11 protein-coding genes and 1 tRNA gene are annotated in these 13,056 nt (G+C 43.3%); all 12 read left to right on the forward strand.

The genetic code is table 11. The annotated features are described in order from the left end of the window. Positions 1-9 precede the first annotated feature (9 nt). Positions 10-1,899, forward strand: coding sequence for an NAD nucleotidase (nadN, locus tag J3998_RS09820; RefSeq protein ID WP_208150489.1), 1,890 nt, complete (start codon positions 10-12; stop codon positions 1,897-1,899). Between the two features lie 243 nt (positions 1,900-2,142). After that, a complete protein-coding gene (locus tag J3998_RS09825) occupies positions 2,143-2,619 on the forward strand; it encodes a CinA family protein (RefSeq protein WP_208150490.1) in 477 nt (158 codons plus the stop codon). Positions 2,620-2,969: 350 nt separating this feature from the next. Next, positions 2,970-4,028: a recombinase RecA gene (gene recA, locus J3998_RS09830; RefSeq protein WP_208150491.1), complete on the forward strand. Its 1,059-nt coding sequence runs from the start codon at positions 2,970-2,972 to the stop codon at positions 4,026-4,028. Positions 4,029-4,055: 27 nt separating this feature from the next. Then, positions 4,056-4,718 carry a regulatory protein RecX gene (locus J3998_RS09835; protein WP_243750697.1) on the forward strand — a complete coding sequence of 221 codons (663 nt, stop codon included), beginning with the start codon at positions 4,056-4,058 and terminating at the stop codon, positions 4,716-4,718. Between the two features lie 139 nt (positions 4,719-4,857). Beyond that, positions 4,858-7,449: an alanine--tRNA ligase gene (gene alaS, locus J3998_RS09840; protein WP_208150492.1), complete on the forward strand. Its 2,592-nt coding sequence runs from the start codon at positions 4,858-4,860 to the stop codon at positions 7,447-7,449. Positions 7,450-7,710: 261 nt separating this feature from the next. Then, complete coding sequence (csrA, locus tag J3998_RS09845; RefSeq protein ID WP_208150493.1) at positions 7,711-7,923, forward strand: carbon storage regulator CsrA; 213 nt, start codon at positions 7,711-7,713, stop codon at positions 7,921-7,923. Positions 7,924-8,097: 174 nt separating this feature from the next. Beyond that, positions 8,098-8,190 (forward strand) — tRNA-Ser (locus tag J3998_RS09850). A gap of 173 nt (positions 8,191-8,363) precedes the next feature. Continuing rightward, positions 8,364-9,608 carry a tyrosine-type recombinase/integrase gene (locus J3998_RS09855; RefSeq protein ID WP_208150494.1) on the forward strand — a complete coding sequence of 415 codons (1,245 nt, stop codon included), beginning with the start codon at positions 8,364-8,366 and terminating at the stop codon, positions 9,606-9,608. A gap of 43 nt (positions 9,609-9,651) precedes the next feature. Beyond that, positions 9,652-10,410, forward strand: coding sequence for a hypothetical protein (locus J3998_RS09860; protein WP_208150495.1), 759 nt, complete (start codon positions 9,652-9,654; stop codon positions 10,408-10,410). Positions 10,411-10,581: 171 nt separating this feature from the next. Next, entirely contained in the window at positions 10,582-10,827 is a 246-nt protein-coding gene (locus J3998_RS09865) for a helix-turn-helix transcriptional regulator (RefSeq protein ID WP_208150496.1), read from the forward strand. A 45-nt stretch (positions 10,828-10,872) separates the two neighbouring features. Further along, the gene (locus tag J3998_RS09870) at positions 10,873-11,445 is read left to right on the forward strand and encodes a hypothetical protein (protein WP_208150497.1); all 573 of its coding nucleotides are present in this window, start codon (positions 10,873-10,875) and stop codon (positions 11,443-11,445) included. Between the two features lie 545 nt (positions 11,446-11,990). After that, positions 11,991-13,056 (forward strand): SEL1-like repeat protein (locus J3998_RS09880; protein ID WP_243750698.1); only part of this gene is annotated, 1,066 nt, incomplete at its 3' end.

The raw sequence follows: 13,056 nt of genomic DNA on the forward strand, positions 1-13,056 counted from the left end.
CTTAATCGCATGAAATTTAACGCTCCAAATTTTTCGTTGAAGCCATTGGCTTTGGCATCTCTTTTCGCTTTATCGGCATTGTCGCTTAGCGCTTGTAACACGGATAATCTTGTTTCTTTACAGGTTGTTGAAAATCAGCAAGCTAAGCCGTTGGATATGACGATTTTACACATGAACGACCATCACTCGCATCTAGAAGAAGATTCTTTAGATGTGACTTTTGGTGATGATACTTATGAATTGGCTGCGGGCGGCTTCCCGCGTATTGTAAGTGCTTATAATGCGTTGGCTGCACAGTCCGACAATGTTTTGAAATTGCACGCTGGTGATGCAATTACCGGTACTCTGTATTACACCTTGTTCCAAGGCGAAGCAGATGCAGCGATGATGAACCAAGTCTGTTTTGACGCTTTTGCTCTGGGGAATCATGAATTTGATTCAGGCGATGAAGGTTTGAAAAGCTTTCTAGATTATCTAAATCCAACCTTAGGTGCGACCTGTGCAAAAACTCCGGTGTTAGCGGCAAATGTTATCCCGCAAATCGGTACACCGCTTTATCCTGAATTGAATGAGAATAGATTACAGCCGTATACCGTTAAAGAAATCGATGGTGAAAAAGTCGGGATTATCGGGATTGATATCGCATCTAAGACTCAGAACTCTTCAAGCCCATTAAACAGCACTATTTTCTTGGATGAGGTGGAGACCGCGCAGACTTATATCGATGAATTGGCCGATATGGGTGTAAATAAAATCATCTTACTAACGCATTATCAGTACCAAAACGATTTAGCGATGGCTGCTAAATTGAAAGGTGTCGATGTAATCGTGGGCGGTGATTCGCATACGCTTTTAGGAGACTTTGATGCATACGGGTTAAACTCAAGTGGGGATTATCCAACCAAAGTGACTGACGCTGACGGTAATCCTGTTTGTGTGGTTCAAGCTTGGCAGTATGCGCAAATCGTTGGCGAGCTGAACGTAAGTTTCGATGCAGAGGGTGTGGTTGAAAGTTGTTCTGGAACGCCTCACCTACTTGTTGAGCCAGTCGCGAAAAATGGTGTGGCTATTACTGAAGTAGAGAAGACCGAAGCACAAGCTTTAATCGTTAATGAAGCAAACCTACGTTACACCGAAGCAGACAGCGCAACTGCGGCGCTGTTGCAGTCATATAGCGATGAAGTAGAAGTGTTAGCGCAAGAGAAAATCGCCGAAGCGGTATCGGATTTGTGTTTGGAGCGTATTCCTGGGCAAGGTCGTTCAGGTATCTGTAGTGCTGAAGATACCAAACCTCATGGTGGTGATATTCAACAGCTTGTAGCCCTAGCTTTCTATGAAATGGATCCAAAAGCCGATATCGGTATCCAAAATGCGGGTGGAGTGCGTATCGATGTTCCGGCCGGTGATATCACGGTTGAAACGGCGTATACGCTATTGCCATTCGCGAATACCTTGGTTGAATTAGAAATGACCGGTGTGCAAGTTAAGCAGGTGCTTGAGGAAGCGGTTGATTTTGCGCTGAATCCTGAAGGTTCGACCGGTGCTTACCCTTATGCAGCAGGTCTGCGTTGGGATATGGATTTGTCGCAAGCAGTTGGTAACCGTCTTTCTAACCTTGAGTTCAAGGCGCGTGGTACCGATACTTGGATGACGTTTGATGAAGCAGCGACTTATATCGTTTTGACTAACAACTACATTGCGGGCGGTAAGGACGGCTATTTTACTTTTGCTGACATTACTGGCGATAAGTATATTGATACCTTCTTAGATTACGCACAAAGTTTCTCTGACTATGCTAAAGCGGTAGAGACTGTTGAAAAACTACCGTACTCAGAATATTCGACGCAAAACTTTACTGATACGGAAGGGACGCTGTACCCAACAAAAGCAGTTGATTAAACGGATTTTTAAGCAAACTGTTCCTAAAAGCTAAGCTTCTTAGTTTTTGCCGCGTCCTTTTGTGAGAGGGGCGCGGCTTTTTTGTTTCCTAGTGCCAACCGGCCATCTTAATTTCCATTAATTTCTCGCCGAATTTTTGCGTCTTTCGGTATTTTCATTTGTTCTGCTGTTTGTCACATGGATAAAACACGGTATCCTTAGCTCTATTCTTATCTCTAGATTTAGTTAGTAGTGGAGTAGTAAATGGATTTTATCGAGCAGATGAACCAATTGGGTCCAAAGTTAGCAGCCAGTCACAATACCGTGGTAACCGCAGAATCTTGTACCGGCGGAATGATTGCCGAGGCGCTAACGGCGATTGGCGGCAGTACCGCTTGGTTTGATCGTGCTTACATTACCTACAGCTATGAATCGAAGCGAGAAATGCTTGGTGTGAAAGAGGCAACCATTCAAAAGCAGGGGGCGGTCAGCCAAGCCTGTGTTGAAGAGATGGTACTCGGTGCCTTGCAGCAATCACATGCTAATATTGCAGTTGCCTGTAGCGGTATTGCTGGGCCAACTGGCGGTTCACCGGACAAGCCGGTTGGTACAGTTTGGATGGCATGGGCTAAGCAAGGGCAAGAACTTCAGAGTCGTTGTTTTCATTTTGACGGTGATCGCCAAGCAGTGCGAGAGCAAGCGACACAAGCGGCTTTGCAAGGCATTGAAGATTTAATCTAAAAAAACATTTTCTAATGTTGAAAGCGTTTGCTGAAGTTTTCGGCAGACGCTTTTTGCATTTTATAGGGTCACCGACAGGTTTTGAATGATAGGAAAAAATATCAATGATATTGATTTAATTTTTGTATCAAGAATCAAGTTTATGGTTTACTATTGTCTTTTTTAAGCAAGAGCTTTGGCAAACTATTGAGTCTTGCCCTAGGATTTAGCCCTTGATTATGGGATAATTTTAGGCCGATTTTTTGAGCACTGTTTGTGGTTCAATAATTGGCGAATCTCTTGCATGATTGCTTGCAAATTCAAAGCCGCCGCAAAGTGGTTGTATGACTATAAATGAGGATTCAAAACCCATGGATGAAAACAAAAAGAAAGCCCTGAGTGCCGCTCTTGGTCAAATTGAAAAACAATTTGGTAAAGGCTCGATTATGCGTATGGGTGACAATACCGCACCTCGCGATATTGAAGCGGTATCAACCGGTTCGCTAGGGCTAGATATTGCTCTCGGTATAGGCGGTCTGCCGCGCGGGCGTATTGTTGAAATCTATGGTCCGGAATCATCGGGTAAAACCACGCTAACCTTGCACGCGATTGCCGAAATGCAAAAAGCCGGTGGCACGGCGGCGTTTATTGATGCGGAGCACGCTTTAGATCCAATCTACGCGGAAAAACTAGGTGTGGATATCGACAACCTGTTGGTTTCTCAGCCGGATACGGGTGAACAAGCATTAGAAATTGCTGACGCATTGGTTCGTTCAAGTGCGGTTGATATTGTGGTTATTGACTCGGTTGCGGCACTGACACCAAAAGCGGAAATTGAAGGTGACATGGGTGATTCGCACGTTGGTCTGCAAGCGCGTCTGATGTCACAGGCGTTACGTAAACTGACTGCAAACATCAAACGAACCAACACGTTGGTTATTTTTATCAACCAGATTCGTATGAAAATCGGCGTTATGTTCGGTAGTCCTGAGACCACGACCGGTGGTAACGCGCTTAAATTCTATGCGTCTGTTCGTTTGGATATTCGCCGTATCGGAGCTATCAAAAAGGCCGATGAAATTTTGGGTAATGAGACGCGCGTTAAAGTCGTGAAAAACAAAGTTTCACCGCCATTCAAACAAGTTGAATTCGACATTCTTTATGGCCAAGGGATCTCTCGCGAAGGGGAAATTCTCGACTTTGGTGTTAAAGAAAAACTGATTGAAAAATCCGGTTCTTGGTACAGCCACAACGGCACTAAGATTGGTCAAGGTAAAGACAATGCGCGTCAGTTCTTGATTGATAATCCAGATGTTGCCGAAGAGTTGATGACGCAAATCAAAGCTAATCTAATGCCAAGCAAAAAAGTGGTAGCAGAAGAGATGGCGAAAGAAGATGATGATATGCCAGAATCACTGTTTGATGCATAAATGCACGACAGTCATAACGGATAAATTTTGAAAGACGCAGAACAGTTTTTACAAGAACTCGGCATTAAGCAAGATTCATTTGAATCCTCTGCCAAGCCGAGCAAAAACAAAAAAGGTTCTGCGCAACAAGCCTTGCAAGAGGTTTGGGATGAAGAGTTTCTGCAACCGTTTGAACCCGAGAAAGGGCAACGCGAGCAGCTTCAACAGGATTTACAAAATCATGCTCTGCGGCTACTTGGTACGCGAGAGCATGGTGATAAAGAGCTGTTGCATAAATTGCGACAGAAGTTTGCCGCTAAAGCCGAAAGTCTTGAACAATATGGCATTAGCGCTGACGAATTAAACGAGCAGTTGCAAGACTGTTTGGCGCACTGCCGAGAGAACAACTGGCAGAGCGATGAGCGGTATATCGAACAGTTGGTTTCTAGCCTGTTGGCAAAAGGGCAGGGACCGATGAAAATTCGCCAAAAAGCGCAGCAGAAGTCCAGTCGAGTGGATTTGTTGGATGCTTATCTGGATTTAGATAACAGTGATTGGCTGGAGCAGATGCGCGACGTACTTTATAAAAAATACGGCGCGAACAGTGGGGCAGAAGGCACACGATTGGCGCCGAAAGATAAAGCCAAACAGATGCGCTTTTTGCAAAGTCGTGGTTATCGGCCTGATTTAATTTGGCGACTCTTTCGATAAAATCGGTACAATATGCGCGCAAGATTTTGGCGAAGTCTTGCTTAGCGCCGCACAGTTAAGTGCACAGAATTTTCGGCGGTTGAGAGGCGAGTCTTCTCAGCCGCCATCGCATTTTTACTATTTTAAGGTTTAATTAACTATGACCAGTGCAGAACTCAGAAAAGCTTTTGTCGACTTTTTTGTGAAAAACCAGCACACCGCGGTGCATTCAAGCCCTGTGGTGCCAATGAATGACCCAACCCTGTTGTTTACCAATGCAGGGATGGTGCAATTCAAAGATGTTTTCCTTGGCCAAGATAAGCGTGACTACAGTCGTGCCACTTCGGTACAGCGCTGTATTCGTGCCGGTGGTAAACACAATGATTTGGAAAACGTTGGTTACACTGCACGTCACCACACTTTCTTTGAGATGTTAGGTAACTTCTCGTTTGGTGATTATTTCAAACGCGAAGCGATTAAGTTCGCATGGCAGTTTCTGACCGAAGAGCTAAAACTTCCGGAAGACAAACTGTGGATTACCGTTTTTGAAGAAGACCAAGAAGCCGAAGATATTTGGTTAAAAGAGATGGGTGTCTCTAGCGAACGTTTCTCTCGTTGTGGTGCTAAAGATAACTTCTGGTCGATGGGTGACACCGGTCCTTGTGGGCCATGTTCAGAAATTTTCTTTGACCACGGTGCCGATGTTGCCGGTGGTCCTCCAGGTTCGCCAGATGAAGACGGTGACCGCTACATCGAAATCTGGAACTTAGTATTTATGCAGTTTGACCGTTCTGCGGACGGCACCCTAACACCTCTGCCAAAACCATCGGTGGATACCGGTATGGGTCTTGAGCGTTTGGCGGCAGTGATGCAAGGTGTGCATAACAACTATGACATCGACCTATTCCAAGCGCTGGTGAAAAAAGCGTCTGAACTAACAGGTGAAAAAGACTTAACCAATAGCTCGCTGCGCGTTATCTCTGACCATATTCGTTCTTGTGCCTTCACCATTGTGGATGGTGTTATGCCGTCTAACGAAGGCCGTGGTTATGTCTTGCGTCGTATTATTCGTCGTGCGATTCGCCACGGTTACAAGTTAGGACAGAGCCAGCCATTCTTTAATCAGTTGGTGCAAACGTTGGTCGAGCAGATGGGTGAAGCTTACCCTGAGTTGGCAAAAGAACAAGCGAACGTTGAGCGTGTTTTAAAGCTGGAAGAAGAGCGTTTTGCTGAGACTCTAGAAAACGGTATGAAGCTGTTGGAAGAGTACATAGCCGGTATGGACGGTACGGTTATCGACGGTGACATGGCGTTTAAACTCTACGATACTTACGGTTTCCCAATCGATTTGACCGCCGATGTGGCGCGAGAGAAAAACCTAACGGTTGACCAAGCTGGTTTTGGTGCGGCAATGGAAGCGCAACGTGAGCGTGCCCGTTCGGCATCGAACTTCGGCGCGGCGGGTAATGCACGTATCGAGTTTGACGGTAGCACCAACTTTATCGGTTATCAGCAAGACGAAGCGGATGCCAAAATCATCGGTATTTTCGTGGACGGCCAAGCGGTTCAGTCAATCGATGAAGGTCAAGAAGCGGTTATCTTGCTTGACCAAACCCCATTCTATGCTGAATCGGGCGGTCAGTCTGGTGACTGCGGTAGCCTAACCGAAGGTATGCACAGTTTTCACGTTGATGATACGCAAAAACAAGGCAAGCTGTTCCTTCACTATGGTAAAACAACTGCAGGCACCGTGGCGGTAGGGCAAGCGATTCACGCCAAAATCGATATCGCCAAGCGTCGTGCTTGCGAGAAAAACCACTCGGCAACGCACTTATTGCATTCTGCACTGCGAACCGTATTGGGTACGCACGTGGGTCAGAAAGGGTCGTTGGTTCGTTTTGATCGTCTACGATTTGACTTCTCCCACTTTGAACCAATCTCTGCAGAGCAACTGCGCGAAATTGAGCGTTTGGTCAACCTTGAAATCATGAACAACACTCCAGTTACCATTTCTGAAATGGCGATTGAAGATGCTAAAGCGCGTGGTGCAATGGCATTGTTCGGGGAGAAATACGGTGACGTAGTTCGCGTGGTCGATATGGGGGACTTTTCAGTTGAGCTGTGTGGTGGAACGCACGTAAATTCAGTAGGTGATATCGGTCCTTTCCGTATTCTGTCTGAAAGCGGTATTGCTTCTGGTGTGCGTCGTATTGAAGCGATTACCGGTGAAGCGGCATGGAAAGTGATTTACGACGAAGAAGATGCGTTGTTAAATATCGCTGAAACCGTTAAGAGTGATAAAACTCAGGTAGAGAACAAAGTTTCGCAATTGGCAGCGGATTACAAAGCGCTTGAGAAAGAACTTAAGGCTCTACAAGCTAAACTTGCAGCATCGCAAGGTGATGACCTAGCGAACTCAGCAGTGAAAGTGGGTGAGGTCAATGTCCTAGCTGCGAAGATGGAAGGCGCTGATCGAAATATGTTGCGTGACACCATGGACAAGCTAAAAGACAAGCTTGAGCCAGCGGTTATCGTACTGGCTGCTGTGGATGGCGATAACATCGCGCTAACTGCGGGTGTCAGCAAATCGGCAACAAGTTCTTATAAAGCCGGTGAGTTAGTTAACCACGTTGCGCAACAAGTTGGCGGTAAAGGTGGCGGTCGTCCAGATATGGCTCAGGCCGGTGGAAACCAGCCTGAAAATTTAGAAGCAGCTTTAGCTTCGGTCATAGGCTGGGTTGAATCGAAGTAATAGAAAAAGAGATCTAAGTATTGAGAACCCCGCTACGGAATTTTCCGTAGCGGGGTTTTTTATATCGCAAACTCTATTATCCGATGTCTAGCGATAAAAGCCCCTAAAATAGGTGATGCTTGTGAATTAACCTTAGTCTATATAAGAGAATTGTCTTCGCTCAATTTAACGCGAATCTCTTATTTCAATTACCGCTGTTGCGTTTGTTTCTGCCTAGCAAAACCTTATACTGAAACTCGTGTTCTATTGGAGGGAGCAATAATGCTGGTATTAACAAGACGAGAAGGGGAAGCACTCGTTATAGATAGTGACATTAAGGTAACTATACTTTCTGTTAAAGGCAGTCAGGTTCGTATCGGAATTGAAGCTCCGCAGTCTGTTCCTATTCATCGAGAAGAGTTATTGGACGGTGGTAAAAAGCGTGAAAAAATGGCTATAGAAAATAACGAAACTGAATCTCAGTCAAACTCATAAATCGATGAACTCTAACCGTTGTTCATAAGCTCTCATTCTCTATATTTTTTCAAAATATCCTTTCGAATTTCATAACTGTTTTGGCAATCAAATTTTATTGCAGAAGTTTATAAAAACCTATCTGAAAGGCTTTACAAGCCTCTCTAGAGTGGGTATTATACGCCCACAATTTTAGGAGACGTGGCCGAGAGGCTGAAGGCGCTCCCCTGCTAAGGGAGTATAGGGTTTGTAGCTCTATCGAGGGTTCGAATCCCTCCGTCTCCGCCATACATAAAAATTAACCCCGCTTGTCGGGGTTTTTTTTAGTCTAAAATCAACGCCTTAAGCGATTTTACGCGCTTGTAGGCGTTTATTACCGCTTGCCAAAGCTAGTCTAATTTATTACTCTTTTTATTACCCGATTATTATTACCCGCAAAACAGGGTAGAAAGGTAATAAATATGGCACTGACTGACCCAAAGATAAAGGCTTTGAAGTATTCGCCTAAAGGCAAGAAAAGTTATTCCGATGGTGGCGGCCTAAATATTGTGCTTAAACCAACAGGTGTTAAAGTCTGGCAGTACATTACTACCATGCAACGCAAGCCGATTAAATTCACGATTGGCAAATATCCAGAAATCTCTATCAAGCGTGCAAGACAAATTCACCAAGAAGCACGCGAATTGGTCGCACAGGGTGTTCACCCAAAAATCTTAAAAGAGAAAGCAAAAGCAGATAAGGAGCTAAATGAAAAGCGGTTTAGTGACTTCTGCATGGTTTGGATTAAAAAGCAGGGCTACAAAAGTTCAACCGAATCTGATCTTATACAACGCATAGAAAAGAACCTTAGCCCTTTTTTAGACCGCAAGCCGGTTAATGAGTGGAATACTCGGGAACTTTTAGGCGTACTGGATCGTATGGTACAGCGTGGCGCAATTGAAACTGCGAGACGTTTAGCCGGTACTCTGAAGAACGTGTATAACGACATTTTCCTATTGGGAATTGTGGACATTAACCCCGCTCAAGGTTTACAAGAGCTATTACCCCAAAAGCCTAAACCTAAGAACTTTGGTGCGATTACCAATGTAGATGATTTAAAAGATTTGTTCTTATCCATGCAAGAAATTCGGCCTCGTGAAGATTACGCAGTTACACAGGCCTTAAGGTTCATTCCGCTGGTATTTCTAAGACCTTACAACGTACGTTATTTACGTTGGGAGTATGTAGACATTGACTCTAATCAAATAAGCATACCTGCGGAAGAAATGAAGCGCGATAAGCCTCATATAGTACCTCTCTCTAGACAAGCTAAAGATTTATTACTGGATATGGCAGAGCTGACAGGGGGGAATGAATTTGTATTCTCAACAAGTCGTGGACGAGGAAAACCTTTAAGTGAGAATACGACAACAGCTGCTTTTAAAAGACGTAAAAATCCTAAAACAGGTAAGCCTTATGGCACAGGTGCAATCACTTCTCATGGATTTAGACATACGGCATCAACTTTGTTAAACGAAATGGGGTTTAATGCAGATTTAATCGAGGTGCAGTTAAGTCACCTAAATAAAGACACTGTTCGTGCTACGTACAATAAGGCTGAGTATTTACCGCAACGAGCTGAGATGATGCAAGCATGGGCTGATTATTTAGAGGCTTTACAGAGCAAAGGCAGCGTGATTCCAATTCATAGAGTCATGGTTAGTTAACCCCTATTTTCAATTGGGTTTGTTTTTTACAGAGGAGAAAAATATGAATGTAATTCCTCCAAAGTTTAACGCTCCGATTCCTGAATACGTAGCACTAGACTTTCTTTTTTATCGTTGGGGCTATGATCAAATAAAATTTAATGGATTTGGTTACTTTCTAAACGACTTAGAAGCGCATTGGCGTTTTGGTGAAATTGATCTTTTTTTAATTTCTCATCCTATGTTTATAGGCCATAGAACTGAAGGTTGTACTCCCGTCCCTTGTGAAGAGTATTGCGGTGATGTTAAAGGTTATGTAGAGAATCCAGTAAAAGTGGATTCCTTACTTATTGATAGTTCGAGTGATGATCACAGTCTTGTGATAATGAGTACTAGCTATAAAAACGAAGAGTGCGATATTTTGAAAGCGGATATAAATGGAGTGTATTTTCTCGATAGTCGTTTCAAGCATTCATCAGAAGTTTTTGTTAATCGCGATAATGTCAAAGCATTTGAACAAAGAACAGGCTTTTTTAATCATGGTTTTGATAAAGATAAATTAACAGAGTTTTCTACAAGTCTTTCGGATAGGCAGGTAAAACTAAGAGGCGATAGGAATCCTCTGCAGGTAGATGAGTCTAGACAAAAGGATGCGGTTCTAGAAAGAATATTTAATGATATTTGTACTAAAAATCAAAGGATGGGGTTGACAGCATTATCTGCGTTGTTGTCAGAACATGTTGCAGAAGAAACCGGTATTGCATGTAGTTCAGCTTACGTTAGAAAATGGATGAAAAAAAATAATTTAGATGTAGACCTTTAAATAACCATTTTTTAAACCAAATTTTCCGTTTTTACCCCTTTTATTACCTTGTTACCCCTTTTTACTCCCTTTTAGGGGTGTTTTACCTATTATTCCCAATCTATAACAATTAGCACCAAGCAGAGTCATTGACGGCTGCTCATTTAGGAAAAATGTAGAAAGGTGCTAATCATGTCTAACCAACAAGCTTCAGAGCTTAATAAGCCAGAAGTAAATCTAAACAGTCTTAAACGTTTTTATACTTTGTTAGAAGTTTCAATTGTTACAGGCTATTCAAAAAGCCATATTCGGGCCATTAGTAAAACACCTTCATTTCCAAGCCCTGTCAAATTAGGGCTCAGTAAAACAGTCTGGATTATTGCTGAGATTGAGGATTGGATAGAGGAGCGAATGGCTGAGCGGGAAAAATGTTCCTAATGCTTTTACAGAAAGATACGAATATTGCATAGAGAGTACTGAGTTATGGCTGATAACTATAGCGATTTTGATGACCCTAGTGCTTTTTCTGATTTAGATGAAGTTTCAACAGATGAGATTGAGTGTATATGCCTAAGCACGTCACTGAAAAAAAATCCTTATCACACAATGATATTGCATCTAGAGGTTACTGACGATAAGCATGAAAAAGCGTTTCTAGGGCTTACAGCGATGGCCAATTTTAATTGCAAAATTTCCCCAAAAGGTAATGTTCGAGTTGAAAAGCAAAGCAAGTTTGCTCGTTTGTATCGATTGCAGTTTGAATCGAATCCTGTTGAAAGGTATAGAAAAGCACAGCAACTGTTAAAGCACTTTGTAGGTAAGGTTTTTTTGTGCCGATTAAAGAAAAAAAATACCGGTTGGAGCGCAGAAACTGTTGTTCCTCTGGAGCCTAAATATTCAAAAGACTGGACCGAAACTGGGGCAATGATCGAAAGCGGTAAGAAAGAAAAACATCATAACAAGTCAGAAGGTGGCAAGGTCGTTCAAAATTTTAAAATCAAGAGTGGAGAATCCGAGGAGGATTTCTTAGACCGAGTTTTTAATCAAAGCCTGTAGCGGTTTAAAGGGAATAAAATTGGAACGGGAAATTGTTGTCTATTCCTTTATTTATAATGGTTAAGCTTATTAGTTAGTACATAACAATAGCTCATATGTATGGCAGTGTTGTGGATGAATGGAGGTGTAGTTAAATTTTTATTTTAGTAGGCTTATGTATTCACTGTTTGGTTCTTGAGTTTTCTTTTGGCAATTTGGGGAACGGTATCGGAACAAGAATGGATCAAATCTGGAATAAAAATGGAACTACAAAATCTCTCTCAACCCTTATTTGGCGTGGATTGAAAGCCATTTTTAGCTACATGCTTATCTAGCAAACTGTCCACATTACTTTGCCTTATGTCTTTCCTAGTAATAGAGTTTTATAAAAGTGCCATTTTAGCAGGGTAAATTTTATGCTAATCTTGTGGGTTATCGATTTTGCACTGTTTTGTATTCATATAATTTTATAAAAGAGTTGCTGTACTTATTAAGTTAAAAATTTATCGGAATAAAGGCGTATGTTTAGAAATTTTTTTACAGCATTAACTTTATTTGGTCTATCAATGAGTGTTCAGGCTGGATTTGAAGAAGGGTGGGCTGCTTACAAGAAGAGTGATTTTATCTCTGCGTACAGAGAGTGGGAGCCGCTTGCCAAGCAAGGCGATGCTGTAGCACAAAATAATCTTGCTGTTATGTATGCAAATGGCTTAGGCATGCAGAAAGACGAGGTTAGAGCTATTGAATGGTATACAAAATCAGCCAATCAAGGTTATGACCGAGCTCAATTTAATCTTGGGGTTTGTTATGAGGATGGTGTTGGAGTAAGTCAAGACATAGGTAAAGCTGTGGAATGGTATACCAAAGCCGCTAATCAAAATAACCTTGGTGCCCAATTCAATCTTGGGGAGATGTATGCCAATGGACGAGGCGTTAAACAGGATGACTTCAAAGCAGTGGAGTGGTACACCAAAGCCGCCAAGCAAGGGCATGCCGTTGCGCAAACCAATCTTGGGGTTAGGTATTCCAACGGACAAGGCGTTAAACAGGATGACTTCAAAGCAGTTGAGTGGTACACCAAAGCCGCCAAGCAAGGGAGTGCGAAAGCGCAAACCAATCTTGGTTGGATGTATGAAAACGGACGAGGCGTTAAACAGGATGACTTCAAAGCAGTTGAGTGGTACACCAAAGCCGCCAAGCAAGGGCATGCCAATGCGCAATACAATCTTGGGGTGATGTATGCCAATGGACGAGGCGTTAAACAGGATGACTTCAAGGCGGTAGAGTGGTACACCAAAGCTGCTAAGCAAGGGGATGTCAAAGCGCAAGCCAATCTTGGGGCGAGGTATGCCAATGGACGAGGCGTTAAACAGGATGACTTCAAGGCGGTAGAGTGGTACACAAAAGCTGCCAAACAAGGGAATGCCGCTGCGCAAATAAACCTTGGAGTGATGTTCGCCAATGGACGAGGTGTTAAACAGGATGACTTCAAAGCGGTGGAATGGTACACCAAAGCCGCTGAGCAAGGGCATGCCGTTGCGCAAAACTATCTTGGGTTTAGATACTCCAACGGACAAGGCGTTAAACAGGATGACTTCAAAGCGGTGGAGTGGTACACAAAAGCCGCCAAGC

The organism is Thiomicrorhabdus marina (assembly GCF_017571465.1).
Classification (GTDB): Bacteria; Pseudomonadota; Gammaproteobacteria; order Thiomicrospirales; family Thiomicrospiraceae; genus Thiomicrorhabdus; species Thiomicrorhabdus marina.

Excerpts from the sequence above, each read along its gene's own strand:
- J3998_RS09870 (WP_208150497.1), top strand. The coding sequence starts at position 10,873 with ATGGCTGATAACTATAGCGATTTTGATGACCCTAGTGCTTTTTCTGAT.
- J3998_RS09825 (WP_208150490.1), top strand. The coding sequence starts at position 2,143 with ATGGATTTTATCGAGCAGATGAACCAATTGGGTCCAAAGTTAGCAGCC.
- alaS (WP_208150492.1), top strand. The coding sequence starts at position 4,858 with ATGACCAGTGCAGAACTCAGAAAAGCTTTTGTCGACTTTTTTGTGAAA.
- J3998_RS09865 (WP_208150496.1), top strand. The coding sequence starts at position 10,582 with ATGTCTAACCAACAAGCTTCAGAGCTTAATAAGCCAGAAGTAAATCTA.
- recA (WP_208150491.1), top strand. The coding sequence starts at position 2,970 with ATGGATGAAAACAAAAAGAAAGCCCTGAGTGCCGCTCTTGGTCAAATT.
- nadN (WP_208150489.1), top strand. The coding sequence starts at position 10 with ATGAAATTTAACGCTCCAAATTTTTCGTTGAAGCCATTGGCTTTGGCA.
- csrA (WP_208150493.1), top strand. The coding sequence starts at position 7,711 with ATGCTGGTATTAACAAGACGAGAAGGGGAAGCACTCGTTATAGATAGT.
- J3998_RS09860 (WP_208150495.1), top strand. The coding sequence starts at position 9,652 with ATGAATGTAATTCCTCCAAAGTTTAACGCTCCGATTCCTGAATACGTA.
- J3998_RS09855 (WP_208150494.1), top strand. The coding sequence starts at position 8,364 with ATGGCACTGACTGACCCAAAGATAAAGGCTTTGAAGTATTCGCCTAAA.